We start from the raw sequence: 26,008 nt of genomic DNA on the forward strand, positions 1-26,008 counted from the left end.
ACTTGACTCAAAATACTTGACTCAAAAAAAAGCGCTATTTTTGATTAAATAGCGCTTTTTTATTTTTTACGCATGATTAAAACAGTAATCTTGCTCTGATAGTACCAGGTACGTTTTTTAGTTGTTCAAGCATATCTTCTGCTTTATTAAAATCAACACGATCAATATCAATAACAACATACCCAACTTCTGGCATGGTTTGCAAATATTGCGCGGAGATATTTAGTCCCCGACTTGCAAATAAATTATTGATGGCATTTAATACACCTGGTTGATTTTTATGAATATTTAAAAATCGACTGACACCTTGACTTGGTATTGGTAATGAAACTTCAGGAAAATTCACCGCACTAAGCGTTGAGCCGGTATCTGAATATTTTGCTAATTTAGTCGCGACTTCAACACCAATATTTTCCTGTGCTTCAATGGTTGAACCGCCAATATGTGGGGTGATAATCACATTGTCAAATTTACATAACGGCGACTCAAATGGTTCGTTATTACTTGCGGGTTCTACGGGGAATACATCGATTGCCGCACCCGAGAGATGTTTGCTTTCCAAAGCTTGAGCTAAGGCATCAAGATCAACGGTAGTGCCACGTGATGCATTGATTAATATGGCATTTGGTTTCATTATTGCTAGTTGTGCTTTACCAATCATATTCATAGTCGTTGTATTTTCAGGGACATGCAGCGAAATAACATCGCATTTTTCCAGTAAAGCTGATAATGTTTTTATTTGCCTTGCGTTACCTAACGGTAATTTGGTTTCAATATCATAGAAATACACTTTCATACCTAGTGATTCAGCTAGAACGCTTAATTGGCTACCAATATGACCATAACCAATAATACCAAGGCGTTTGCCCCTTGCTTCGTGTGAACCTACTGCGATTTTATTCCATTTCCCTAAATGTGCTTGCGCATTAGCTTCAGGTATTCGTCTAAATAATAGAATGATTTCAGCAAGTACTAATTCTGCCACTGATCGGGTATTGGAAAACGGCGCATTAAATACCGGAATTCCTTTTTGAATCGCTGCGCTTAAGTCTACTTGATTGGTCCCAATACAAAAACAACCAATGCCAGCAAGTTTTGGTGCAGCATCAATAATCTCTTTTGAAAGTTGGGTTCTGGATCGAATACCAATAAAGCGAGCATCTTTGATTGCTTCTTTTAAGGTTTTTTCATCCAAAGCACCTTTATGGTACTCAATATTGTTATAACCGGATGATTTTAGAACTTCTATTGCACTAGCATGAACGCCTTCAAGTAACAAAAATTTATTTTCATCTTTGGTTAATGCTTGAACTACCATGTTATCCTCTCTTTAGATTATTGATATAATTCAATTGATAATAATAGCCTATTTGATTATCTCTTTTACACCATTAGCTGTGCCAACTAATGCGATATTGGCTCCGCGATTAGCAAATAGTCCAACGGTGACAACGCCAGCAATGCTGTTAATTTTGTTTTCAAGTTCAATGGGATCGGTAATTGTGAGATCATGAATGTCTAAAATGACATTACCATTATCGGTGATTACTCCTTGACGATAAATCGGTTTGCCGCCCAGTTTGAATAATTCTCTTGCAACATAAGAACGTGCCATTGGAATGACTTCAATCGGTAATGGGAATTTACCTAAAGTATTAACGACTTTTGATTCATCAACAATACAAATAAATTGTTTACTGATTGCTGAAATGATTTTTTCGCGCGTTAATGCAGCCCCGCCACCCTTAATCATATGCATTTGATGGTTGATTTCATCTGCACCATCAACGTAAATATCTAAACTATCGACATCGTTACAATCAAAAATAGTAATACCGTAGGATTTTAACTTCGCTGTTGATGCTTCAGAACTCGAAACGGCGCCGATAATATCGTGCTTTATTGTTGCTAAAGCATCAATAAAATGAGCCGCAGTTGAGCCGGTTCCAACACCAACAATTGTTTGGGGCTTGACAAATTTCAGTGCGGCAAAACCGACTGCTTTTTTTAGTTCATCTTGAGTCATTATCGATACCTTTATTTGATTCTTGATAAAAAATAAAAATTTTAAAAGCAATATTGTATAATATATGGCATAGTAACTAATGAGAACATAAAAATCATTATGATTTTGACAAAATAAATGAATCTTTTGACTATAAAATCCACATAAAACGATTGTATAACCATGAAACGTCCAGATTATAGAGCTTTACAAGCATTAGATGCTGTTATAAAAGAACGCGGATTTGAGCGTGCTGCGGATAAACTCTGCATTACACAACCAGCAGTATCACAGCGTATTAAGCAGCTTGAAAGTTTTTTTGGTCAACAGCTCTTAGTTAGGACTATTCCGCCAAAAGCAACCAAGCAGGGCGAACATTTATTAGGTTTATTGCATCAAGTTGAGTTATTAGAACAACAGTGGCTTGGTGATAATGATCATAATACTACGCCTTTATCGCTTTCGATTGCAGTCAATGCTGATTCCCTTGCGACTTGGTTACTTCCCGCTTTAAAACCGGTACTTGATAAAAGTAATCTACGATTTGATATTTTAGTTAAAGATGAAGAACATACTTTAGATTTATTGCGTTTAGGGACTGTTGTTGGGGCGATTAGTATTCAAGAGTTACCATTACCAGGTTGCCTTTCTGATCGATTAGGCGCACTTGATTATATTTTTGTAGCTTCACCTGATTTTGCTAAACGTTATTTCCCTAATGGCGTAACCCGTGCTACGCTCATGAAAGCACCAGCTGTTGCTTTTGATCATTTAGATGATATGCATCAAATGTTTTTAAACGATAATTTTAATTTGGCGCCAGGTAGTGTTGTATGCCATATTACCAGTTCATCAGAAGCATTTGTGCAATTAGCAAAACAAGGTAATGCGTGTTGTATGCTGCCGATTTTACAGGTTGAAAAAGAGTTAAAAAGCGGTGAGTTAGTTAATTTAACCGAAGGACTATTCCAACGCCGTATGCTTTATTGGCATCGCTTTGCGCCTGAAAGTAGTGTTATGAAAAATATTTCGGAAACAATTATTGGCTATGTTAAAGATATATTATGGCAACCAGATTAATCGATTAAAAAAGGCGTTTTAGTTAAAACGCCTTTTTTATTAACATCAATGAAGACTAAGCATTATTATTGGCAAGTAATCCAGATTCGGATAAGACTTGTGTAAAATCTTTATCCATGAAAAATAGGTCACGTTTTTTATCACCAACTAATTCTAATTTGTCTTGAATGGTTTTAAATAGCTTTTCTTCTTCATGCTGCTCAGCAACATACCATTGTAAAAACTGAAAAGTCGAATAGTCTTTTTTAGTTAAAGCGTAATCAACAAGATCATTAATTGCTTGGCTAATTTTCATTTCATGGGCATAGGCTTTTTTAAAGACATCGCCTAATGAGCTAAATTGAGTTTCTGGTGCATCAATTTTTCCAACAATTGCAAGTGAGCCACAATCTTGAACATAATCAAATAAACGCTGCATGTGATTCATCTCTTCTTTGGCATGATCGCGAAGAAAGCGCGCAAATGTTGAAAAATTTTGGTCATCACACCAAGCGCTCATTTGTAGATAAAGATTAGATGAGTAAAATTCAAGATTGAGTTGATCATTAAGCTTTTGCGCCATTTCTTTCGTTAACATGATACTGCTCCCATTAATAGTGTGAGTTATGATTTATTATTTTATTTGACATTGCTTTGTATAAATCAGTATATCGCTAAATGCTATTAATGAACATTAACTTAGGTAGTAATTTTGAATCACTCGCTTTTTTTGTTCATTTAATTGATATTCATATTTAAGCCAATCATCAATTGATTGATATTTTTGTTTTATTGCATCAAACGCTGCTTGTAAATAGATAGGTTTGGCTAAAAAAATGTCTTGCCGCTCTGCAAAAGCATTATCACCTAACTGATCTTTATATTGGTTAAGTAACTTTTCTCGATAATTGGCGAGTAGCTTATCGGTTAAGATATAATCAGTCATAATCGTTTGTTCATCAACACCGAGGATAAAAAGTGTGATAGCAACTCCAATTCCAGTTCGATCTTTGCCAATTGCGCAGTGTTGCACCAATGATTCACCACGGAGCAATAATTCAATCAGTTTTTGGTAAGCTAGATTATTAAATGGTAATAATTGATAAAGTTGAATCATAAACTCGGTTGGTAAGAATTTTTTGGGGTGATTGTCTGATCTTAGTTCGTTGGTTAACGTAGCCGTTACTTCATTGCTCAGTGGATTAGCGGGAATATGCAGATAGTTGACGCCAGGCCATAAATTATCGGGCCGTTTTTGAGTTTCAGCATGGTCGCGGTAATCAAGTACATTTTGCAGATTTAGTTTTTTATGGAGAATTTGTATCTCATCTTTAGTGATATCCGAAAAATCACCCGATCGAAAGAGTAAACCAGAACGAATTGTGCGCCCATCTTGTGTTTTTATTCCGCCGAGATCGCGGAAGTTGATACCATGTTCAATCGTCATAATATGTGATGATAGCGGCGACATTAGATGCCTCTCTGTTGTATTTTGTTTCATCTTTAGCTAAATTATAGCTTAAATTTACAGATTACAAAGAGTAAAACGATCTGATTACTTTTATTTGATTGGTTTATTCATGATGGTAAGCATTAAGTTCATCATTAATCCTACATTGCTATATTATATTATTGGAGCTACGTATCATGCCTAAAATGTCGATTTTTCTGTCCAATCAACCGGCTGGTGAATTGTGGGGTAAATCTGCTTTACTGAGCTATTCAGAGCAAGGAATTACGATTCACTATAAAAAAGGGCATAAGCTTGGCGCCATTCAGCGAGCGGGGCGTAAAATAGAGAGCCAAGGTATTTACACGCTCAAATTCGATGGTGACGATTGGGACTTAGAAGCCAATTGGCATTTTTGGATGGGTTATCGTCAGCCAAAAACACATCAAAAAGCCAAAATTACGTGGTCTAAGCTCAGCAAAGCTGATCAACAAGAGCTACAAAATCGGCTAAAAATAGTTGACTGGACTCGCGATCTGATTAATCAGCCGGCAGAAGAGCAAAGTCCGATGCAACTTGCTCAGGGGTGTGCTGACTTTTTAAGTTCACTATCACCTTATGTTAAATATCAATTTATTGTGGGTGACGGCTTAAAAAGTAAAAACTATATGGGGCTTTATACGGTGGGTAAAGGATCGGTTCGTCCCCCAGTGTTACTTGAACTTGACTATAATCCTACACAAGATCCACAAGCGCCTATTTTTACCTGCTTGGTTGGTAAAGGGATTACCTTTGATTCGGGTGGTTATAGTTTAAAACCAAGTAGCTTTATGGAGTCTATGCGCGCTGATATGGGTGGCGCGGCGTTAGTTAGCGGCGGACTTGCCTTAGCGATTGCTCGCGGAGTACAACAACGTATCAAGCTTTATTTATGCTGCGCAGATAATTTAGTCAGTGGTGATGCATTTAAGCTTGGCGATATTATTCGTTATCGTAATAACGTCAGCGTGGAAATTGAAAATACCGATGCTGAAGGCCGCTTAGTTCTTGCTGATGGCCTTTTATGCGCTGATAACGATAATCCTAAATACCTGATTGATTGCGCCACCTTGACGGGGGCGGCTAAAGCCGCGGTGGGTAATGATTACCATGCGTTATTGTCTTTTGATGATAGTTTTGCAAAGCAGTTATTAAATGGCGCAGATGATGAACATGAAGCTTTTTGGCAACTGCCTTTAGCAGAATTTCATCGTGGTCAGTTCCCATCGTCATTTGCTGACATTGGTAACTCTGGCTTACCTAATACCGCAGGTGCAAGCACGGCAGCGGCTTTTTTGTCTTACTTTATTAAAGATTATAAAAAGAATTGGCTACATGTGGATTGTTCTGCTACCTTTCGTAAAAGCGCAACAGCGTTATGGGCAACAGGGGCAACAGGGGTTGGCGTCAGGTCGCTGGCCAATTTGTTGATGCGACTTAAATAATAGATAAAAAAAAGCGCATATTGCGCTTTTTTTATTTGAGATTACTCAATCACACTCACTTTTGTAATATAAATCGGGTCAACAGGTACGTTTTGGTGCGGCCCTTTACGATCCGTCGGTACAGAAGCAATTTTATCAACTACATCCATACCTTGGGTCACTTTACCAAATACCGCATAACCATAATTGGCTGGTGATTGGTAATTAAGAAAATCATTATCTACCACATTAATGAAAAACTGACTCGTTGCACTATCTGCAGCACTTGTTCTTGCCATCGCAATCGTACCGCGGTCGTTTTTCAAGCCATTGTCTGCTTCATTTTTAATTGGTGCTTTAGGTGTTTTAAAATTAAGTTGATCATCTGCGCCACCACCTTGAATCATAAAGTTAGGGATAACGCGGTGAAAGGTAAGACCATTATAAAATCCGTTATTAACATAGGTTAAAAAGTTTTCAGTCGTGATTGGAGCTTGTTCACTGTTGAGTTCGATTTCAATGTTACCGGCTGTTGTTTCCATTAATACTTTGCTATTGGCGATAGCAAACGTTGAAATAAGTGTTAGGGTTGCTGTCAATAATAATGCTTTTATTGCATTCATTTCAATTTCCTTTAATACGATTTAATTGCTGGCATTATAACTAATTCACACCACAATAGGAAAAAGAAAATAATAAATTTAGTGGTATCTCGCAAAATTTAGCAACACTTGATTGCAATACATATTGTACAATTATTGTAGGTTATGATGGTAAAGTTTGAGTGATTTTCTCATGAACTGTATCTTGTGTTGTTTACCACTTAGTTTACCTTGGGGAGTGTGTAGTGAGTGTATTAAGCATCTCTCTGATACTTCATTAACCTGTTTAGGTTGTGGTTTACCCTTACTCAATATCAATCAGCCTTGTTATTACTGCCTTGATTTTAAACCAGCCTGGCATACATTAACTGCATTTACGGATTATAGACCTCCTTTGAGTCAGCTTATTTACCAATTCAAATCTCGGCAAAAAACTCAATTATCGTATGGGTTGGCAAGGTTAATATTTTTAGCTTGGTATCACGCGAGAGAGTGCTATGGCTTAGCTAAGCCGGATATTGTCACTTGTGTTCCATTGTCTAGATCTCGATATTGGTTAAGGGGATATAATCAATCACAATTGTTAGCTCAACATATTGCACACTGGCTTGATAGCGATTTCAAGCCTTATCTACTGTCGCGTCATTCCGGCAGGTTGGAACAAAAATTATTATCTAAATCGCAAAGAGCTTGTAATGTAAAAAATACTTTTAGCTGTTATGAGGATTTAACGGGGAAAACGATAGCCGTTATCGATGATATTGTCACGACAGGTTACACCGTACATGAGCTGAGTAAAGAACTTAAAAAACAAGGCGCATTACATATTCAGATATTGTGTTTATGTCGTACCCGCTTGTAAAAGCCAAAACAAGCTTTATAATAATTGATAAATTAAGTCAACTATTATCCTGATTGAGGATAACATTTTTTGGCAGGAGAAGGAAATATGTCGATTATTACGATTAATGATGCAGCAAGGGCGCATTTTAAAAAATTATTAAGTAACCAACCAGAGGGAACGCAGATTCGTGTTTTTGTCATTAATCCTGGTACACCAACAGCGGAATGTGGCGTATCTTATTGCGCACCTGATGCGGTTGAAGAGTCAGATATTGAAGAAGATAATGGCGATTTCTCTGTTTATATTGATCACATTAGTGCGCCATTTTTAGCGGAAGCGGTAATTGATTTTGTTTCTGATGAGTTGGGTTCTCAGTTAACGTTAAAAGCACCAAATTCTAAAATGAAAAAAGTATCAGATGACGCTCCCTTGATTGAACGTGTTAATTATATGATACAAGCTGAAATTAATCCTCAACTTGCCAGTCATGGTGGTTATGTCAGTTTAGTAGAAATTACCGAAGATAATTACGTTATACTCCAGTTTGGCGGCGGTTGTAATGGATGTTCGATGGTTGATGTCACGTTAAAGGAAGGTATCGAAAAACAGTTACTCACTGAGTTTACGGAATTAGTCGGTGTAAGAGATTTAACGGATCATCAATCTGGAGAGCATTCATATTATTAAAATATTGTTTTATCTCTTGATTATAGCAATATTTGCGGCATAATTAAGAAAAATGTGGGCTTAATATTATGGATAATGACGCATTATGATGAATCAAACTAGCATTATATCCGATTTAATACTTTGGATTGAAAAAAATTTAGAACAGCCATTATCTATTGATCATGTCGCTGATAAGTCCGGTTATTCAAAATGGCATTTGCAACGAATGTTTAAAAAAGTCACCGGTCAAATTTTAGGTACTTATATTCGTAATCGTCGTTTAACTCATGCAGCAGTAGCTCTTAAATTAACCAGTAAGCCTATTTTAGATATTGCTATGCAATATCGCTTTGATTCTCAGCAAACCTTCACTAGATCATTTAAGAAACAGTTTAGTGACACTCCGGCAACATATCGACGTAATACCTTATGGGATTTAGAGGGAATCATGCCACCGATTGTACTGAATCGAACTAGATTTATGTTGCCAGAACCCTCATTTGTCAACTTTCCTGAAAAGGTCTTTTGGGGTATAACATATCGAAATAACTGCTCCTTAAATCAACTGATACAAAATAATGCCGTTTTTAGAAAACAATTTTTTACCGATTATTTAGCCAAATATTTTAAAAATCATAAAATGTTACCTGATCGAATCTATACTTTCATGCGCACGCACAGTGATAAAGATCATATCGATGAACAGCAGATATTTTATACGATTGGTCTTGAAGACAATAGTATCGTTGATAATATACATAAATATGTGAATCAAGGCGGCCTGTATATTTGTTTTAAATATGTTGGTATACCAAGTGGTTTTTCTGATTTTATGTCACAAGTTTATTTTTCAGCACTTCCTCGCTTAAATATCAAAATTCGTGCCGGTGATGTGATTGAAATTCACTATGATCACAGTAACTTAACTGCATCATCTATTGTATCGGAGATACCATTGATGGAATGCGATTATTGCGTGCCCATCATTATGAAAGATGATGCGGGTTGTTTGTAATGTAACTTTGATATTAAATAAGGCGCTAAATTTAGCGTCTTATTTATTTAAAAGGGTTTTTTCTAGCCAAGCTTTACATTCTGGAGAAACATCTTTTAAAGAGTTTGAACCACGTGTAATCGTTGCAATGCCGATTCCCAATTGTTCTTTCAGTTGACGTTGGTTTACACTGCCCTCGAGTAAGGATTTGACTATTTTAACGCGCGTAATGAGTGCACTGCGCTCATCGGTTGTCATCAGCAGCTTGAATAAATCAAGCTGATAGTTATCTTCAAAAGCCTGTTGTAAAAAATTTACTGTATTTTGCCAATCATCGTCTTTCATTGGATTCTCTTCTAAAACTAAATATCGTGTTATTGATCATAAATTTAATAGGCATTGTTTATTTCATTATCATGCAAAATAGTATCATGTTGGTTGTTAAGTAACAGTGCATATATGTAATCATAAACGAGTACACTTTTAACATAATTTCTCGTTTCTGTAAAAGGGATACTCTCAATAAATGCAATCGCATCAAGCTTGCCTGATGTGTCTTTTAGCCAGCGATTAACACGATTTGGCCCAGCATTATAAGCCGCAGAGGCTAGAATACGATTGTTATTAAATAATTGATAAACATAATTCAAATAGTAGGTGCCTAATTGAATATTGGTTTTAGGATCATAGAGTTGTTCAGCTGAGGTATAGTCCAAGTTAGTGATTTTTTTCGCACTATCTTTAGCGGTTCCTGGCATTAATTGCATCAATCCTCTTGCACCTGCGGGTGATTGTACGGTTGCATCGAGTGCGCTTTCTTGTCTGGCGATAGACAGAGCAAATGATAGCGGTATTGTTTTTTCAGTGAGTGATTCATTAAATAGGTCTTGATAGACAATGGGGAAGCGCTCAACCCAATTATCCCATAATTTACCGGCTATTGTGGCTTGAATACTATGTTCACCCCAGCCCATGCTATGGGAATAGCGTGCAAGCTCGGCGTATTGTTTATTATGGGGAGTATTATATAAATAGTTGCGCCATTCTTTTGCGGCTTCGGCTCGCATTTGCCAAAAATGCAGTTCATCAATGCGTTTCATTACCGGATCATTTTTATATTTATCACGCAGGATGGTTAGCTCTTTTTGTTTTGATGCCTCGCCTTTCATAACCGGATAATTAAGATCAAAATGGTAAGGCTTATTGAGTTTTTGTGCGCTATAAATTGCATAAAAACCACGTCCTTCTATCAGCGTATTAAAAATTGTGTTAGCTTCTTGTTCCTGTTTGTTGTTAAGTAACACGATTGCTTGCCAATATTGCCATTCATCTTTTTGTTTATCTTGTTGGTTTAACAGATTTAACCAGTAAGCGAGATCGTTGATATCATTTTTTCTAAGGGCTTGTCGAATTCGTCTTTCAACCAACGACGTACTGCGATCTTGTGCGATGAATTGATCTCGCCATTTAATTTGTTCATCGGTAGCTGAATCTTGAAAATAGTTACTGGCAATAGTTCTAAACATTGCATTTTCATCATCTTTGCTTAACTTTTGTTGCTTAACTAGGGTTGGAATTAAGGATTTTGCTTTATCGGTATCTATACTGGCAAAACGGGCAAAAGATTGCATCACCACTTTTTGACTAAATGGGCTTGGTGAAATATTACGGGCAAAGTCAGGTAAGGTTTTTGGACTATTATACAGCGCAATTAAGTTTTTCTTCAGGGTTTTATAGTTATCGGGTAACTGGTCGGTAAGGTGACGCGCTAATTTAACATTATTTCTTTTCAAAGTGAGATCGATACGAGTTAAAACGGTATTCGCCGTTTTATCGCTGGTTTTACTCCATTCAGCGAAAATCGGATCACAGGCTGCGGGCAGATCACTGGCAGATAACCAAATCTCTTTAATCGGTTCTAATGCTAACGTCTTTTTGCCTTGCTGAAATAGTGCATATTGGTAGCGGCATTGTGAAGCAATCGAGTTATCGATATTTAATTGGGTAATACTATTCCAATCTTGACGTATGGTTAACGCTTGTAAATAGTTTTGCATTAGTGTTGTTGAGAGCGGAAAGTTTTGATTTTCGGCGATAAACTGATTGATTTGATCTGACGTTAGTGTATCGAGATGAGCTTGTAGGTATTGATATTTGGCATAAGGGTATAAAGGATAGCTTTGGAGCGAATCAAGCAGCTTTTTCTGATCAGAATCTGATAGTGACTGATAGCTTGTTTGCCATTGACTAAAACGGTTACGCAACTGATCGAGAGATGCATTATCTGCATAACTTGCTGCGATTGATAAATAGCTAATAAATCCTAATATGATTGCTTTAAACTTCATGGGCGTGACTCTCGATGCAGGTTACAAATACTCCAGTAGTCTAGCATATCTACCAATGTTAATCATATCCCACTTAGCATATATGATGATATAAAAAGGCACAGAACAACAAAATGTTGTAATAGGCTTATTTAAATCATCGTTGTGAAAAATAGTGTTAATTTAAGACACCTATCGCTGCTTTAACCGACATTTTTAATCATTTGCTTATCTTTTAAGCATGTTGCCATAATAATAGTTGCAATCTTTTTTTAATACTATATTATGGGCACCTCTCTGACGCGGGGTGGAGCAGCTTGGTAGCTCGTCGGGCTCATAACCCGAAGGTCGTTGGTTCAAATCCAGCCCCCGCAACCAATTTTTACCATTCATTTTTTGTCTTTTATTCTATATCCCAAAATTGATAACACAATATTAAGCTCTGTAGTTAAATGACGCGCAAGTGAATTTTTATCTTTTGATTATTATCACAATAAAGACAAAGATGCCACTCAAGGCGCCGTTAGTTATTGAATCTGTTTTGGCACACTAAATAATGAAGCGACTGATTCATTAATTCGTCTGGCAATTAATGAGTTATTCATTGTATATAAGTGTACGCCGTCTACGTCTTGTGATACTAAATCAACGATTTGATCTATCGCATACGCAATACCTGCATCACGAAAAGCTTCCGGATGATGCTCATATTTTTCCATCATCTGTTTAAACTTCTTAGGTAGATTAACACCACAAATAGAGACCATTCTTTCTATCTGCTTTTTATTCACAACCGGCATGATACCGGCTTCAATGGGGACATGGATACCCATGCTAGCGGCTTTCTCTCGGAAAACATAAAAATAGTCATTATCAAAAAAAAGCTGAGAAATTAATTGATTGGTACCTGCATCCACTTTTTCTTTTAAATTAATCAGATCTTGTTTTACGGTTGTCGCTTCGGTATGCCCCTCAGGGTAGCAGGCACCAATCACATTAAAATCACCTTGTTCTTTAATAAAAGTGACTAGCTCACTAGCGTAATTAAAGTCTTTTTTGGGTTGCCATTCAGGTGTAATATCCCCCCTTAATGCCAGCACATTAACGACCCCAGCATGATTTAGCTCAGTTAAAATGGATTTAATCTCATCTTTGCTAAAGTGAATACATGGAAGGTGTGCAACACTTTCGATGCCATAAGTATGCTTAACGGCATGGGCAATATTAATAGTTGTTTCGCCATTTAAACTGCCGCCAGCACCATAGGTGACGCTAATGAAGTCTGGTTTTAAATTACCAAGCTCACGTAGTGTGCCGTAAATCGATTCCAGTGGAGAGGTTTTCCGCGGTGGGAAAACCTCAAAAGACAATATGGTCTTATCTTTGAATTTTTGATTAATCTTCATCGCTATAATTCCTGTCGAATAGCCTGTGTTGCTTTGACTAGGTTAGTTAAACTGGCAACAACTTCTTTTTCACCACGTGTTTTTAGACCACAGTCTGGATTGACCCACAATTTTTGTTTATCAATTTTGGCCAATAGTTTTTCAATCGTTAGGCGAATTTCATCAATTGATGGGACGCGTGGTGAGTGAATATCATAAACACCGGGCCCGACTTCGGTTTTAAAGTTATTGCGTTTTAGCACATCAATAATTTCGAGATTAGAACGTGATGCTTCAAACGAAATGACATCGGCATCCATCTGATCAATTTCTTTAATGATGTCAGTGAATTCGCTATAACACATATGTGTATGAATTTGTGTTTCAGGCTTCACTTTGCTATGGACAAGACGGAAAGCTGGGATTGCCCAATCAAGATATTCGCTGTGCCAATCTGCTTTACGTAATGGTAGTTTCTCTTTTAACGCCGCTTCATCAATTTGGATAATACCAATACCTGCAGCTTCTAAATCCAAGACTTCATCAGCGATAGCTAGACCAATTTGGAATACTGATTCTTTATAAGAGATATCTTCACGTGGGAATGACCAATTTAAAATGGTGACAGGGCCTGTTAACATGCCTTTAACCGGTTTGTTTGTTAGGCTTTGCGCATACTGTGAATATTCGACCGTAAACGGCTTGGAACGTGATACATCACCCCAAATAACTGGCGGTTTAACGCAGCGTGTGCCATAAGACTGCACCCAAGCTTTTTCAGTAAACAAAAAGCCATTTAAGCTTTCGCCAAAGTATTCCACCATGTCATTACGTTCAAACTCACCATGAACTAAGACATCAAGGCCGATGTTTTCTTGTAATTTAATGCATTCGGAAATTTTTTGCTGATTAAATTCAGTATATTGCGCCTGATTGATTTCACCTTTTTTAAATTTTGCACGATTTAAACGTACGTCACCGGTTTGGGGAAAAGAACCAATTGTTGTGGTAGGTAATACCGGTAAATTCAGTTTTTGTTGTTGTAATTTTTCGCGCTCAGCAAATTCGGGTAAGCGGACAAAGTCTTGCTTGGTTAGTGCTGTCACACGTTGTTTGATGGCGTGATGCGTTCCTTCACGCTCACGAGTAAACAAGACTTGATTTGATTTATAGGCTGTGTGTTGTTTGGCATCTGCCTCTTTAATCAGTAAACCGAGTTCTGCAAGTTCTTGTAGTTTCTCTTGGGCGAAAGTAAAGTATGCTTTTTGCGCTATCGTTAATTTTGTTTCACTTTGCAATGTATAAGGGACGTGTAATAGCGAACAAGAGGTATTAATGACGAGCTTTGTTGTTTTAGCCTTAATTTTATCGAGTAATGCTAAGGTGTTTGCATAGTTATTACGCCAAATATTTTTACCATTAATCACACCGGCAAATAGGATTTTATCCGCCGGGAAGCCATGTTGTTGTAAAAGCGTAACTGACTGTTTACCTTCGACAAAGTCGATACCAATTCCATCAAATGACTGGGCAGTTACCTGCGCATAACAATCACGGATATCACCAAAATACGTTTGCAGTAAAACTTTAACGTTGCGCTTTTTCGCTAGCAAAGCTTGGTAAATTTGTTCAAATGCTTGAATGTCTTGTTGGTTTAAATCGGTGACTAAAATAGGTTCATCGATTTGTAGCCAATTTACGCCTAATTGTGAGAATTTAGCGATGATATTTTGGTATGCTGCAATCACTGCTGCTTGATAGTGCTGATAGGTTTGACCAGCAGGGAGTTTCGCTAATTTTAAAAAGGTCAGTGGTCCGATAATCACTGGTTTTGTTTCAATACCTAATTGCTTCGCTTCAAGGTATTCATCAAACGGTTTGCTGCCAACCAGTTTTATTTCAGTTGTTGCTTCGATTTCAGGTACTAGGTAGTGGTAATTGGTATTAAACCATTTTTTCATTGCTAGAGCATGGACGTCACCATGCTCACCTTGGTAACCACGTGCCATGGCAAAATATTGATCTAGTGCTGGTAAATTGAGTTGCTGATAACGTTTCGGGATGATATTTAGTAAACACGCTGTATCAAGGATGGCATCATAAAATGAAAAGTCATTGGATGAGATATATTGAATTTTATTGTCAGCTTGTTGCCGCCAGTGTGTTGCTCGTAGCGATTTTGCAACAGCAAGTAAGTCAGTTTGGGTGTTATCACCTTTAAAATAAGACTCAATGGCAAATTTTAATTCGCGAAGTTTACCGATACGTGGGTAGCCAATAACAGATGTAGTCATATTTGTTTCCTCAATTAACGGGTTAAATTTTGTCTTATTTGAAGATAACAAAAAACGTTGATATTGAATAATTCTATTTTTTTATCATTTGATATAGTTTTTTTTTATACGTCGAATTTATTGCTAAATTTTCGTTTTAAAATAATTTTATTTGATTGTTAAGTCTGCAATGTTTACTAATGTGTTTATTTTTGTAGTTAAAATGACGAATTATCGACTTAATTTACAGGTTATAGCGATTTATATGCTAAATTATACTATATGAGATCATGATCGATAATAAATACACGATATGATTGTGATTGACGATGAGTCGTTATTGTCAGCTTGGTGTGCTAATCTTAGTTCGCTTATACTGATTAATTTTTGCGTAATTTAATGTAGTTTTTAATGCCGTCAAGTATTGCTTTGGCGACTTGATTTTGGAAGTTAGCCGTTTTCAGTTTTTTCTCTTCATTGATATTACTAATAAATGCCGTTTCAACTAACACCGAAGGGACGTCAGGCGCTTTTAATACCGCAAACCCGGCACTTTCAACTAGTGATTTATGCAGCGTATTGACCCGCTTCATTTGGGTTAAAATCTCTTTACCAAGCACTAAGCTATTGCTGGTAGTTGTAGTTTGGACTAAATCAAGAAGAGTATGGTCAAGATAACGATCGCCACTACGGCTAACGCCACCGATTTCATCAGCTTCATTTTGGGTTTGAGCAAGATAGCTTGCCGCAGAGCTACTTGCCCCTTTGGTTGACAGGGCAAATACCGATGACCCTCTTGCCGATCGTTTAGTAAAGGCATCCGCATGGATTGAGATAAATAAATCGGCATGGAGTGTGCGTGCTTTTTCAACTCTGACGCGCAAAGGTAAGAAAACATCTTCATTACGTGTCATATGGGCGATCATATCTTTTTCTTTCTTAATTAAATCGCGTAATCTACGTGCGATTTGTAACACGATATCTTTTTCACGTGTTTTATAATAACCAATCGCGCCAGGATCTTCTCCGCCATGACCTGGATCAAGTACAATGATAACTTTATCATTAAGCTTTTTTGGCATCGGTGATACAGTGGGTTCATCATCACCTAATTCCCCTTTATTAAATTCTTGCAGTAACGCAAATAGCGGATCATCATCAGCAGCGCTAGGCATTTGTGGATAGAGATCGATGACTAAGCGATTTTTAAATTCTGCAATTGGGCTTAATGTAAATAAGTTTGGATTCACCGATTGGGCTAATTCAATAACTAATCTAACGGTTTTATGATCAAACTGCCCAACTCTTAACTGTTTAATATAGGGATCTTGAGGTTGCACTAAAGCGGTAATATTGCGAAATGTACCATTTAAATTGAGATCATCAATATCGATGACTAAACGATTCGGATTAGTCAGTAAGAATTGTTTGTAAGATAAGCGAACATTCGATTCAAGTGTGATACGCGTATACGTTGAAGAGGGCCAAACACGTACTGCAACTATTTGAGCTGTCGCTGCAAATCCAACACGAGCAACCGACAACAGACAGGCTGCTGCTATTCCTTTTATCAAAAATCGTTTTGTTGGATCAAATGGTGTTGACATAATAAATCAAATGGATATCAAACTGTTATCGTTTAGGGTAAGCATAATACCATAACATCATGCTATATTTATAGCATATAGGCGAGAATATGCCGATAAAACTCGTTTATTTACATTAGAATCTAAGATAAATTTAGATTATTATGAAAGTAAGCCTACAATTGGTATCAGTAATGACATAATCACCTTTTATAACCGATTCCACTTTCAAAATAATTATTATCTTGCTTGTTTTATACTGATATTTTGTTTTAATAGTTAAATCTAGAGAGCTTGGGTATGTACCCATTAAAAATAACGATTTATTTAATTTATGGATAATTGCTTATGAAAAATGTTGGTTTTATCGGTTGGCGAGGCATGGTTGGTTCTGTATTAATGCAGCGTATGATTCAAGAACGTGATTTTGATGGTATTAATGCCATATTTTTCTCAACATCTCAAACAGGTCAGCAAGCTCCGGCTTTTGCAGGTAAAACAAGCGTGCTACAAGATGCAAACGATATTGATGCATTAAAAGCCTTAGATATTATTGTCACTTGTCAGGGCGGTGATTATACTTCTGCTGTTTATCCTAAATTGCGTGCATCTGGTTGGCAAGGATACTGGATTGATGCTGCTTCAACCCTGCGTATGAAAGATGATGCGATCATTATTCTTGACCCAGTCAATCGTGCAAATATTGATGCTGCGCTCGATCGTGGTATAAAAACATTTGTTGGCGGTAACTGCACAGTGAGTTTGATGCTTATGTCGCTAGGTGGCTTGTTCGCGGCTGATCTGATCGATTGGGTGTCTGTGTCTACTTATCAAGCGGCTTCTGGTGGTGGTGCTCGTCATATGCGAGAGCTGCTGACACAAATGGGTATGTTACATGCCGATGTTGCTAAAGAGCTAACTAATCCTCACGCCTCTATTTTAGATATTGAGCAAAAAGTGACCGCAAAAATGCGCGATGGTTCATTACCGACTGATAATTTTGGCGTACCGTTAGCGGGCAGCTTAATTCCGTGGATTGATAAACAACTCGATAACGGTCAAAGCCGGGAAGAGTGGAAGGGGCAAGCTGAAACCAATAAAATTTTGGGAACCAGTCAAATTATTCCGGTTGATGGTTTGTGTGTCCGCATTGGCGCGCTGCGTTGCCACAGTCAGGCATTTACATTGAAATTGAAAAAGGACATTGCGATTACGGATATTGAACAGTTACTTGCTCACCATAATGATTGGGTTAAAGTGATTCCAAATGATCGTGAGTTATCAATGCGTGAACTGACGCCGGCAGCAGTGACGGGCACGTTATCAACCCCGGTTGGGCGCCTGCGTAAACTTAACATGGGTAAAGAATTTTTATCTGCATTTACGGTAGGTGATCAGCTATTGTGGGGGGCGGCGGAGCCACTGCGCCGTATGCTGAGAATTTTACGCTAGTGATTTATTACACGAGCTGTCTGTTCGTTGCAGCTCGTGTGGCGGTTGTTATTTCTCGTCACCTAAAATCATCATAATTAAAGAGCCGTTGAATAGCGCTTGTTGCACTAAGGCAAATGCGCCGATTGCGGATTTATCATTTAACGTCGAGCAGCCAATTACCACGTTTTCTCGCAGCTGTTTTAAGGTTTGCGCTTCCAGAGAACTTTGTACGGCACTGAGTAATATTTGCGGTGCTTTGGTTATTTCACCGGCTAGTACAATACACTGCGGATTAAAAATATTGACCATAATTGCGACGGCTTGTCCTAGGTTTTCCCCCGCGTTTTTAATCAGTTTTTCAGCCAGCCTATCGCCTTGATTTGCCAGTTGGCAAATGGTTGCAATATCACACTTCTCGCTCGTTAATTTACTAGGATAACCTTGTTCAAGCAGTCGTTTTGCTTTTTCTTCAATAGCAATATTCACCACTTGATTTTCAAGGCAGCCAAAATTACCACAATGACAGCGTCCGCCGAGTGGATCAATTTGAATATGGCCAACCTCGCTTGCGCTTTGATTATGATTCATTAGCAGCTGATGATTAATAATGACGCCAGAGCCAACCCCGCGATGGACACGAATTAAAATTGAGTCCTTGACGGTCTTGGTTGAACCAAAATAACTTTCGGCTAAGGCTAAGCTTTGCACATCGTTACCTACAACCACCGTGACATGAAACTTTTCGTTTAAAATATGAGCTAGTGGCCAGTTATTGACTTGGATATGCGGTGTATAGCGGATAATACCTTGTACCGAATCAATGACACCAGGCATAACAACAGAGATCGCAATCAAGTTTTTGATTTTTTTACTCTGTTCGTGAATAAATAGCTCGATAACATTAATCAGGTAATTTTGCGCTAATCGCTGAGTAAAGTCATTTAAGGGATAAGATTTAAATGCTAGACTATTGCCACCAAGATCATACAGTTCAATGGTTAGATCATCACGACTAAATTTGATGGCAATAACTTGATAGTAATCAAATTTTGCTTCAATAGATACAGCGGGTCGACCACCAGTTGATTGCTGAACATCCACTTCTTTGATCAGTTTTTTTTTCAATAGCTGGCGTGTAATTTTGGTAATACTCGCCGGTGCAAGCTGGCTAATTTCCGCTAATTGAATTCGAGATATTGGACTTTGTTGAATAATTAATCGATAAATCATTGCATAGTTTAGCTGTTTCACTAATTCTGCATTGCCTATCAAGTTCAAATAATTCAATGTCATGACCTATTTTGTCCTTGTTAGATGGTAATAAATGTGACTAATAATGGATTAATTAGCACATTATATACTTAATTAATAGGCTATGACATTATTTGTTCGTTAGCCGTGCCATCCTCATTTACTGTGCAGCAATAGTTAGCAACGTGAGAATGGCGGGGCGTTTAGCTAAGTGTCTGGCCGTTAACAATAGTTTTTTGAATAATAAAATCATGATCAAATACCACGAGATTTGCCACTTTTCCAACGCTAATTGTGCCTAATTTACTCTCAACACCGATAGATTTAGCTGGGTATAATGTTGCCATTCTAAGTGCCTCATCTAGTGCAATACCGGCATAATTGACGCTGTTTTTAACGGCTTCGATCATGGTCAAAGCAGAGCCGCCTAATGTGCCATCAATGCCGGTACATTTACCATCTTTATAGTATACGGTTTGGCCACCAAAGGTACATTGTTCAATATTGGTCCCAACGGGTAGAATCGCATCCGTAATCAGAATTAACTTATCTTGTTTAATGCGGTGTGAATTGCGTATATTGGCCCAGTTAACATGTAAGCCATCGGCAATAATACCGCAATAGACTTGAGACTCATCGTAAATAGCACCAACGACGCCAGGCATTCTGCCGGTAATTGCTGGCATGGCATTAAACAAATGTGTTCCCATTCTAATACCCGCATTAAAGCCATTTCGCGCATCTTCATAAGTGCCATTAGTGTGGCCTGTTGAAACATGAATGCCTGCATCGACCAGCTGCCTAATCATGGCTGCTTCAACTCTTTCTGGCGCTAAGGTGATAATCTTTATCACATCGGCATTTTGGCAAAGAAAATCGATCATGTTTTGGTCGGGTTTGCGAATATAATTCGGATTATGAATTCCTTTTTTCTCTGGATTGATATAAGGGCCTTCAAGGTGCAGACCTAACGCTTGATTCGTCTGTTTTTGCAGATATGCTCGCATTACCTCAACCGCTTTACGCATAAATTCATCGCTTGAGGTAATAAGTGTTGGTAAATAGCTCGTACAACCGGAGCGCAGATTGGTTTGCTGCATGATTTCAAGCGTTTCAATACTAAGCGATTCTATGGTTTCGTTAAATTGCACGCCACCACAGCCATTAAGTTGGATATCAATAAATCCTGGCGCAAGTAGGGCGCCTGATAGGTTTTCAACCGGAATATTGGCCGGAATATGATCACGATGACAAATCATGCTGATGGTGTCATTATCGATAATAACAGCGTGCTCATGAAGTATTTCCATGCCAGTGTAAATTCGACAATTAGTTAATGCATACATAAAATTTATCCTTATACTAAATCTGAGTAAGCCAATTGTAAAATTATGCTACAGCACGGTAACGGTTAAGTTATTCGCTTCAAGCTGTTTAAAATATTTTAGCGTTTTGACTTTTAATTCATCTGTGCTTGGCTCATCACAGACAATAATTGCTTTGGGATGCGTTTGTAAAATACTGACGGTCCACATATGGTTGACTGATCCTTCAACGGCGGCTTGTAATGCAATACTTTTATTATGCCCAAACACTAATAATACCACTTTTTCTGCATCCATTAATGTCCCAACACCAATAGTTAAGGCATATTTTGGCACTTTGTTGATGTCATTATCAAAAAATCGAGAGTTAGCAATGAGTGTATTTTCAGTCAATGTTTTTATCCGTGTGCGTGATCGTAGTGATGAACTTGGCTCGTTAAAAGCGATATGGCCATCTTGACCTACTCCACCGATAAACAGATTAATTTTGCCATAAGATTTAATTTTATCTTCATACTCTTGGCACTCTTGTTCAACATCTTGCGCATTACCATTCAAAATATGAATATTATTCGGATTAATATCAATATGGTTGAAGAAGTTTTGGTACATAAAGGTGTGATAACTTTGTGGATGATTTTCTGGCAGATTGACATATTCATCCATATTAAATGTCACAACATGTTTAAAGCTAACGTGGCCGGCTTTGAAATGTTTAATTAATTGTTGATACATCAGTAACGGTGAACTTCCCGTTGGTAAACCCAGCACAAACGGTTTTTCTGCTGTTGGTTGATATTTATTAATTTGTTCAATTATATAATTTGCGGCCCATGCACCGCCTTCTTGTGCCGTTTGTAAGGGAATTAAGCGCATTGTATTGCTCCTATCATAATAAAGATAATTATGCATAAATTGACTATACCTAATCTACCGAATATTTTTATTTTTTACAAACTTTTTTTACGTAAAAAAATAAATAGCTAAAATTAGTTCAATTATCAATCTTTTTACCATTTTTCCTAGCATTAAATGGCAAAAAAAGCTTAATTAATTTTGTTTAAAAAATATCTATTATGTAAATAGATAGGGAGTTTATTGGCAAATTATGTGTATAATCTCGTTATGAAAAATAATAAAACCTTAATAGTATGGTTGCTTCATTAATCGCATTTAATAAACCCTTTGGGGTGATTTGCCAGTTTTCTGAACATGAAAAACACCCCACACTCAAACAGTATATTGAGCTCCCTGAGTTTTATCCTGCTGGTCGATTAGATACCGATAGCGAAGGACTACTGCTATTAACCAATAATGGCAGTTTACAAGCGAAAATTGCCTCGCCTAGGTTTAAATTACCGAAGACTTATTGGGCGCAAGTAGAGGGAATATTGACACCTACCGCGATTGAGCAGCTACAAAACGGCGTTCAATTAAAAGAATTTACCACTAAACCAGCTAAGGCTAAAATCTTGGCAGAACCTTTGGCATTATGGCAACGAGATCCGCCGATTAGAGAGCGTAAATCGGTGCCAACATCATGGTTAAGTCTTACCATCACCGAAGGTAAGAATCGCCAAGTCAGGCGGATGTGCGCGGCAGTTGGTTTCCCTTGTTTAAGGTTAGTTCGCGTGCAAATTGGCCAATTTAATCTGCTTGCTAACCCACTGGCTTTAGGGCAATGGACTAAGCTGACTGAAGCTGATTTATATCGTATGTAATGTAAAGATAAACTCAATAGGGAGAATATTATGATCAATAAAGACACGATGCTTTGTATGTCTTTATCGGCAAGACCGGGTAACTTTGGCACACGATTTCATAATAGTTTATATGAGCAGTTAGGACTGAATTTTGTTTATAAAGCTTTTTCAACCAATAATATTGAAGATGCGATTAAGGGAATTCGGGCATTAAGTATTCGTGGGTGTGCGATTTCGATGCCATTTAAAGAAGCGTGCATGCCGTTTCTAGATACTTTGACCGATTCGGTTCTTGCTATTGATTCAGTCAACACCATCGTCAATGATAATGGTCATTTAACCGCTTATAACACCGATTATATTGCTATTCGTAAATTAATTAGCCAATATCGGTTATGCCAATCGCAGTCGGTTATGATCCATGGCAGTGGCGGGATGGCAAAAGCCGTTATCGCGGCATTTTATGATGCTGGGTTTAAAAATGTCACCATATTGGCCCGTCATGAGGCTGCCGGTCAATCATTAGCGCAAAAGTATCATTTTTCAGCAGTGACTCATCCGACCAAGCATTATGATATTTTAGTCAATGCAACGCCAATTGGCATGTCAGGTGGCGCTGATAGCGATAAACTTTCTTTTCCAGCTGAATTAATTCATAAAGCTTGCGTTGTTTTTGAAGTGATTGCAATGCCGGTTTGTACGCCACTGATTAATGAAGCAAAGCGCCACAATCTGATGACAATATCGGGCAGAGAAGTGATGATTTTACAAGCAGTTGAGCAATTTATTTTGTATACTGGCCAAACGCCAACTGATGCGCAAATTAGCATTGCCGCAGATCTTGCCAGCCAAGCATAGCTAAAGCGCCATTGTGCTAATATAATGCTATGTAGCCTAGTTAGATTCGCATGGTAAAATCTGCTGATAAAAATGTAAATTGATCAATAATATAGATTTGTTAAAATGGGTTATTTGGTTGATAATAAGTAAGAAATTTTAGTCAATTATAAGAAATTATTGGAGTTATTGTTCAAATGACAGAACAAAAAAAGGTGGGTTTTTTTGCTCGCTTAAAAAATGGTCTATTTAAGACTAAGCAAAATATTGGCTCTGGTTTTATCAGTCTGTTTAAAGGTAAGAAAATTGATGATGCACTATTTGATCAATTGGAAGAACAACTACTAATTTCTGATGTTGGTGTTGATACGACTCAAAAAATTATTGCCTCGCTGACAGAGCATGCCTCACGAAAACAGCTGAAAGATGCTGATGCCTTACATGACTTATTGAAACAAGAGATGAGTGCTATTCTTGCTGATGTAGATAAACCGCTTGATCTCGATGGTCATAAACCGTTTGTTATTTTAATGGTTGGCGTCAATGGTGTCGGTAAAACAACAACCATTGGTAAACTGGCTAAGCAATTTCAAAATCAAGGTAAATCGGTCATGTTAGCGGCGGGTGATACCTTTAGAGCGGCAGCTGTTGAGCAATTACAAGTGTGGGGCGAGCGTAATAATATTCCTGTCATTGCCCAGCATACCAATGCCGATTCTGCTTCAGTGATTTTTGATGCCTTACAAGTGGCTAAATCAAAAAAAGTGGATGTGTTAATTGCTGACACCGCTGGTCGATTACAAAATAAATCTCACTTGATGGATGAGCTCAAGAAAATTGTCCGCGTTATGAAAAAACAAGATGAAACAGCGCCTCATGAAATTATGCTAACCATAGATGGTAGCACTGGCCAAAATGCGATGAGCCAAACCAAACTTTTTGATGAAGCGGTTGGATTAACTGGCTTGACGCTGACTAAGCTTGATGGCACAGCAAAAGGTGGGGTAATTTTTAGCATTGCCGATCAGTTTAATATTCCGATTCGTTATATCGGGATCGGTGAAAAAATCGATGATCTGCGTCCTTTTGTGGCTCAGGATTTTATTGATGCACTTTTTGACAACAATACAGATAATAGCGAAAGCGTATGATTCAATTTAATCACGTCAGTAAAGTTTATTCTGGCGGTAAACCCGCGTTGCAGAATATTAACTTTTCGCTTAACAGTGGGGAAATGGCTTTTTTGACGGGTCACTCTGGCGCCGGCAAAAGTACTTTATTACGTTTGATTTGTGGATTAGAACGCGCCAATGATGGTCATGTTTTGCTTAATGGCTATGATGTCAGTCAGCTAAAAAAATCCGATTTGCCTTTTTTACGCCGGCAAATTGGAGTGATTTTTCAAGATCACCAATTGCTGATGGATCATACGGTCTATGATAATGTTGCCATTCCGCTGATTATTTTGGGTAAGCCTGTTGAAGAGATTCGTCGCCGGGTTTCGGCTGCATTAGATAAAATTGGCTTAATTGATAAGATGAAATTCTATCCGATTCAATTATCTGGCGGGGAGCAGCAGCGAGTGGGCATTGCAAGAGCAATTGTTAATAAGCCGACGATACTACTCGCTGATGAGCCCACAGGTAATTTGGATGATAAATTGTCTAAAGATATTTTAAAATTATTTGAAGAGTTTAATCAAACCGGCGTAACAGTATTAATGGCAACGCATAATACTGGACTTATACGGCGTAAGCATCACCGTATTTTAAATTTAAGCCAAGGGCGCTTAATTGGAGATACGCATGTTAGTGACTAGCCGTAAAAAGAATCCACAACGAGATGATAATGCCTTTTTTCCACGCTGGATTCGGCAGATTAAATATGCTTGGCAAAATGTGTTTAATGATTGTAAACAGCATATTTTCGCTACTTTATTAACCATTATTGTGATTGCCATTTCGATTGTGTTACCAACGATTAGTTATCTACTTTGGAAAAATGCCAACGAAGCGGCGCATCAGTGGTATCCAACGCCCAATTTAACGGTCTATTTAGATAAATCATTAACTCAGCAGGAAACGGATACCTTAGTGAGTAACATCAAGCAGTATCCAGAGGTAGCTGACGTTGTGTACTTATCGCGAGAACAAACGCTTGAGGAGTTTAAGCTGTGGTCAGGATTTAGTGAGGCAATCGATTTGCTCGATGAGAATCCATTGCCCGCTGTGGCAATTGTCATTCCTAAAGAGGAGGCAAAGCAAAGCGCAATTTTGCATGCGATGCAGACGGAAATTGTTCAACTCAAAGGGGTCAGCGATGTTAGATTGGATGATAGCTGGTTTACGCGTTTAACGGCGTTAACTGATATGGTCAAAGCGATTGCCTGGACGATTGCTATTTTTATGATGATTGCCGTGTCATTAGTGATAGGCAATAGTATTCGGTTAGCTATTTTTGCCAGAAGACAAACCATTATTGTGATGCAGCTTATTGGCGCAACCGAAGGATTTATCCTACGGCCATTTTTATATAGTGGAATGTTTAATGGGTTTGTCAGTGCGGTAGTGGCTTTGATATTATCGGAAATATTTATTTTTCAAATTGAGGCGATCATCTTGAATGTTTCATCTGTTTTTGGAACAATATTTACCATAGATGGTCTAAACTGGGATGAAGCACTGTTTATTGTGTTATTATCTACTATTATTGGCTGGCTTTCTGCGCTAGTTGCAACAAAAAAATATTTAAAGATGACCCATATTGCTTAGTGAGGCAGGTGTGTTGTTGATACAATAGTC

The 26,008-nt window shown here is 37.8% G+C and carries 23 protein-coding genes, 1 tRNA gene and 1 pseudogene; 12 read left to right on the forward strand and 13 right to left on the reverse strand.

Annotated elements, in window-relative coordinates; translation table 11 throughout:
* Positions 1-76: 76 nt before the first annotated feature.
* Together serA and rpiA are read right to left on the reverse strand one after the other, a co-directional pair.
* Positions 77-1,318 carry a phosphoglycerate dehydrogenase gene (gene serA, locus DES39_RS06310; protein WP_121144947.1) on the reverse strand — a complete coding sequence of 414 codons (1,242 nt, stop codon included), beginning with the start codon at positions 1,316-1,318 and terminating at the stop codon, positions 77-79.
* Between the two features lie 48 nt (positions 1,319-1,366).
* Positions 1,367-2,026: a ribose-5-phosphate isomerase RpiA gene (gene rpiA / locus DES39_RS06315; RefSeq protein ID WP_121144948.1), complete on the reverse strand. Its 660-nt coding sequence runs from the start codon at positions 2,024-2,026 to the stop codon at positions 1,367-1,369.
* A gap of 162 nt (positions 2,027-2,188) precedes the next feature.
* Here rpiA and DES39_RS06320 point away from each other — a divergent pair, with 162 nt between their 5' ends.
* The gene (locus DES39_RS06320) at positions 2,189-3,085 is read left to right on the forward strand and encodes a LysR family transcriptional regulator ArgP (RefSeq protein ID WP_121144949.1); all 897 of its coding nucleotides are present in this window, start codon (positions 2,189-2,191) and stop codon (positions 3,083-3,085) included.
* Positions 3,086-3,140: 55 nt separating this feature from the next.
* On the opposite strand, the gene ftnA is transcribed toward DES39_RS06320, so the two are convergent.
* Both ftnA and DES39_RS06330 read right to left on the reverse strand, forming a co-directional pair.
* Positions 3,141-3,662, reverse strand: a complete 522-nt coding sequence (gene ftnA / locus DES39_RS06325; RefSeq protein ID WP_121144950.1) for a non-heme ferritin — start codon at positions 3,660-3,662, stop codon at positions 3,141-3,143.
* 96 nt (positions 3,663-3,758) lie between these two features.
* The gene (locus DES39_RS06330) at positions 3,759-4,535 is read right to left on the reverse strand and encodes a tyrosine-protein phosphatase (RefSeq protein WP_170143360.1); all 777 of its coding nucleotides are present in this window, start codon (positions 4,533-4,535) and stop codon (positions 3,759-3,761) included.
* 185 nt (positions 4,536-4,720) lie between these two features.
* Here DES39_RS06330 and pepB point away from each other — a divergent pair, with 185 nt between their 5' ends.
* On the forward strand, positions 4,721-5,998 hold the full coding sequence (pepB, locus tag DES39_RS06335) for an aminopeptidase PepB (protein WP_121145183.1): 1,278 nt from the start codon (positions 4,721-4,723) through the stop codon (positions 5,996-5,998).
* A 41-nt stretch (positions 5,999-6,039) separates the two neighbouring features.
* On the opposite strand, the gene DES39_RS06340 is transcribed toward pepB, so the two are convergent.
* Entirely contained in the window at positions 6,040-6,600 is a 561-nt protein-coding gene (locus DES39_RS06340; protein ID WP_121144952.1) for a peptidylprolyl isomerase, read from the reverse strand.
* 172 nt (positions 6,601-6,772) lie between these two features.
* On the opposite strand from DES39_RS06340, the gene DES39_RS06345 reads away from it, so the two are divergent.
* The 3 genes from DES39_RS06345 (at position 6,773) to robA (ending at position 9,107) form a co-directional block, all read left to right on the forward strand.
* Positions 6,773-7,441, forward strand: a complete 669-nt coding sequence (locus DES39_RS06345) for a phosphoribosyltransferase family protein (protein ID WP_121144953.1) — start codon at positions 6,773-6,775, stop codon at positions 7,439-7,441.
* 93 nt (positions 7,442-7,534) lie between these two features.
* Positions 7,535-8,110 carry a Fe-S biogenesis protein NfuA gene (nfuA, locus tag DES39_RS06350; protein ID WP_121145184.1) on the forward strand — a complete coding sequence of 192 codons (576 nt, stop codon included), beginning with the start codon at positions 7,535-7,537 and terminating at the stop codon, positions 8,108-8,110.
* A gap of 85 nt (positions 8,111-8,195) precedes the next feature.
* On the forward strand, positions 8,196-9,107 hold the full coding sequence (robA, locus tag DES39_RS06355; protein ID WP_121144954.1) for an MDR efflux pump AcrAB transcriptional activator RobA: 912 nt from the start codon (positions 8,196-8,198) through the stop codon (positions 9,105-9,107).
* A 39-nt stretch (positions 9,108-9,146) separates the two neighbouring features.
* Here robA and trpR read toward each other — a convergent pair whose 3' ends face one another.
* Entirely contained in the window at positions 9,147-9,431 is a 285-nt protein-coding gene (trpR, locus tag DES39_RS06360; protein WP_121144955.1) for a trp operon repressor, read from the reverse strand.
* Positions 9,432-9,475: 44 nt separating this feature from the next.
* On the reverse strand, positions 9,476-11,434 hold the full coding sequence (gene sltY, locus DES39_RS06365) for a murein transglycosylase (protein ID WP_121144956.1): 1,959 nt from the start codon (positions 11,432-11,434) through the stop codon (positions 9,476-9,478).
* A gap of 280 nt (positions 11,435-11,714) precedes the next feature.
* Here sltY and DES39_RS06370 point away from each other — a divergent pair.
* A tRNA-Met gene (locus DES39_RS06370) sits at positions 11,715-11,791 on the forward strand.
* 149 nt (positions 11,792-11,940) lie between these two features.
* Here DES39_RS06370 and metF read toward each other — a convergent pair.
* The 3 genes from metF to DES39_RS06385 form a co-directional block, all read right to left on the reverse strand.
* On the reverse strand, positions 11,941-12,819 hold the full coding sequence (gene metF / locus DES39_RS06375) for a methylenetetrahydrofolate reductase [NAD(P)H] (protein ID WP_121144957.1): 879 nt from the start codon (positions 12,817-12,819) through the stop codon (positions 11,941-11,943).
* A gap of 2 nt (positions 12,820-12,821) precedes the next feature.
* The gene (gene metE, locus DES39_RS06380; protein WP_121144958.1) at positions 12,822-15,092 is read right to left on the reverse strand and encodes a 5-methyltetrahydropteroyltriglutamate--homocysteine S-methyltransferase; all 2,271 of its coding nucleotides are present in this window, start codon (positions 15,090-15,092) and stop codon (positions 12,822-12,824) included.
* Between the two features lie 359 nt (positions 15,093-15,451).
* Positions 15,452-16,678 carry an N-acetylmuramoyl-L-alanine amidase gene (locus tag DES39_RS06385; RefSeq protein ID WP_121144959.1) on the reverse strand — a complete coding sequence of 409 codons (1,227 nt, stop codon included), beginning with the start codon at positions 16,676-16,678 and terminating at the stop codon, positions 15,452-15,454.
* A 327-nt stretch (positions 16,679-17,005) separates the two neighbouring features.
* Here DES39_RS06385 and asd point away from each other — a divergent pair, with 327 nt between their 5' ends.
* Positions 17,006-18,109: an aspartate-semialdehyde dehydrogenase gene (asd, locus tag DES39_RS06390; protein ID WP_121144960.1), complete on the forward strand. Its 1,104-nt coding sequence runs from the start codon at positions 17,006-17,008 to the stop codon at positions 18,107-18,109.
* 48 nt (positions 18,110-18,157) lie between these two features.
* Here the strand turns inward: asd and DES39_RS06395 are convergent, their stop codons facing one another.
* The 3 genes from DES39_RS06395 to nagB form a co-directional block, all read right to left on the reverse strand.
* Positions 18,158-19,384 carry an ROK family protein gene (locus DES39_RS06395; RefSeq protein ID WP_121144961.1) on the reverse strand — a complete coding sequence of 409 codons (1,227 nt, stop codon included), beginning with the start codon at positions 19,382-19,384 and terminating at the stop codon, positions 18,158-18,160.
* Positions 19,385-19,545: 161 nt separating this feature from the next.
* Positions 19,546-20,688, reverse strand: coding sequence for an N-acetylglucosamine-6-phosphate deacetylase (gene nagA, locus DES39_RS06400; protein WP_121144962.1), 1,143 nt, complete (start codon positions 20,686-20,688; stop codon positions 19,546-19,548).
* A 48-nt stretch (positions 20,689-20,736) separates the two neighbouring features.
* Entirely contained in the window at positions 20,737-21,543 is an 807-nt protein-coding gene (gene nagB / locus DES39_RS06405) for a glucosamine-6-phosphate deaminase (protein WP_121144963.1), read from the reverse strand.
* 275 nt (positions 21,544-21,818) lie between these two features.
* On the opposite strand from nagB, the gene DES39_RS06410 reads away from it, so the two are divergent.
* The 5 genes and pseudogenes from DES39_RS06410 (at position 21,819) to ftsX (ending at position 25,978) form a co-directional block, all read left to right on the forward strand.
* Positions 21,819-22,388, forward strand: a complete 570-nt coding sequence (locus DES39_RS06410; protein ID WP_121144964.1) for a pseudouridine synthase — start codon at positions 21,819-21,821, stop codon at positions 22,386-22,388.
* Between the two features lie 30 nt (positions 22,389-22,418).
* Positions 22,419-23,228, forward strand: a complete 810-nt coding sequence (locus DES39_RS06415; protein ID WP_121144965.1) for a shikimate 5-dehydrogenase — start codon at positions 22,419-22,421, stop codon at positions 23,226-23,228.
* Positions 23,229-23,419: 191 nt separating this feature from the next.
* Positions 23,420-24,358, forward strand: a pseudogene (gene ftsY, locus DES39_RS06420) (signal recognition particle-docking protein FtsY); the annotation flags it as partial.
* Entirely contained in the window at positions 24,355-25,026 is a 672-nt protein-coding gene (gene ftsE / locus DES39_RS06425; protein ID WP_121144966.1) for a cell division ATP-binding protein FtsE, read from the forward strand. The pseudogene ftsY and the gene ftsE, both read left to right, overlap by 4 nt.
* Complete coding sequence (gene ftsX, locus DES39_RS06430) at positions 25,013-25,978, forward strand: permease-like cell division protein FtsX (RefSeq protein WP_121144967.1); 966 nt, start codon at positions 25,013-25,015, stop codon at positions 25,976-25,978. Before ftsE ends, ftsX begins: the two co-directional genes overlap by 14 nt.
* Positions 25,979-26,008: the final 30 nt, after the last annotated feature.

The sequence above is a fragment of the Orbus hercynius genome (assembly GCF_003634275.1).
Classification (GTDB): domain Bacteria; phylum Pseudomonadota; class Gammaproteobacteria; order Enterobacterales; family Orbaceae; genus Orbus; species Orbus hercynius.

Bases quoted from the DNA above. Each gene is read 5' to 3' on its own strand.
- DES39_RS06330 (WP_170143360.1), bottom strand. From the start codon at position 4,535: ATGTCGCCGCTATCATCACATATTATGACGATTGAACATGGTATCAAC.
- DES39_RS06385 (WP_121144959.1), bottom strand. From the start codon at position 16,678: ATGTCAACACCATTTGATCCAACAAAACGATTTTTGATAAAAGGAATA.
- DES39_RS06345 (WP_121144953.1), top strand. From the start codon at position 6,773: ATGAACTGTATCTTGTGTTGTTTACCACTTAGTTTACCTTGGGGAGTG.
- DES39_RS06415 (WP_121144965.1), top strand. From the start codon at position 22,419: ATGATCAATAAAGACACGATGCTTTGTATGTCTTTATCGGCAAGACCG.
- ftsE (WP_121144966.1), top strand. From the start codon at position 24,355: ATGATTCAATTTAATCACGTCAGTAAAGTTTATTCTGGCGGTAAACCC.
- nagA (WP_121144962.1), bottom strand. From the start codon at position 20,688: ATGTATGCATTAACTAATTGTCGAATTTACACTGGCATGGAAATACTT.
- DES39_RS06395 (WP_121144961.1), bottom strand. From the start codon at position 19,384: ATGACATTGAATTATTTGAACTTGATAGGCAATGCAGAATTAGTGAAA.
- DES39_RS06410 (WP_121144964.1), top strand. From the start codon at position 21,819: ATGGTTGCTTCATTAATCGCATTTAATAAACCCTTTGGGGTGATTTGC.
- metF (WP_121144957.1), bottom strand. From the start codon at position 12,819: ATGAAGATTAATCAAAAATTCAAAGATAAGACCATATTGTCTTTTGAG.
- DES39_RS06340 (WP_121144952.1), bottom strand. From the start codon at position 6,600: ATGAATGCAATAAAAGCATTATTATTGACAGCAACCCTAACACTTATT.
- metE (WP_121144958.1), bottom strand. From the start codon at position 15,092: ATGACTACATCTGTTATTGGCTACCCACGTATCGGTAAACTTCGCGAA.
- DES39_RS06320 (WP_121144949.1), top strand. From the start codon at position 2,189: ATGAAACGTCCAGATTATAGAGCTTTACAAGCATTAGATGCTGTTATA.
- ftnA (WP_121144950.1), bottom strand. From the start codon at position 3,662: ATGTTAACGAAAGAAATGGCGCAAAAGCTTAATGATCAACTCAATCTT.
- serA (WP_121144947.1), bottom strand. From the start codon at position 1,318: ATGGTAGTTCAAGCATTAACCAAAGATGAAAATAAATTTTTGTTACTT.
- asd (WP_121144960.1), top strand. From the start codon at position 17,006: ATGAAAAATGTTGGTTTTATCGGTTGGCGAGGCATGGTTGGTTCTGTA.
- nagB (WP_121144963.1), bottom strand. From the start codon at position 21,543: ATGCGCTTAATTCCCTTACAAACGGCACAAGAAGGCGGTGCATGGGCC.
- rpiA (WP_121144948.1), bottom strand. From the start codon at position 2,026: ATGACTCAAGATGAACTAAAAAAAGCAGTCGGTTTTGCCGCACTGAAA.
- ftsX (WP_121144967.1), top strand. From the start codon at position 25,013: ATGTTAGTGACTAGCCGTAAAAAGAATCCACAACGAGATGATAATGCC.
- pepB (WP_121145183.1), top strand. From the start codon at position 4,721: ATGTCGATTTTTCTGTCCAATCAACCGGCTGGTGAATTGTGGGGTAAA.
- sltY (WP_121144956.1), bottom strand. From the start codon at position 11,434: ATGAAGTTTAAAGCAATCATATTAGGATTTATTAGCTATTTATCAATC.
- robA (WP_121144954.1), top strand. From the start codon at position 8,196: ATGATGAATCAAACTAGCATTATATCCGATTTAATACTTTGGATTGAA.
- trpR (WP_121144955.1), bottom strand. From the start codon at position 9,431: ATGAAAGACGATGATTGGCAAAATACAGTAAATTTTTTACAACAGGCT.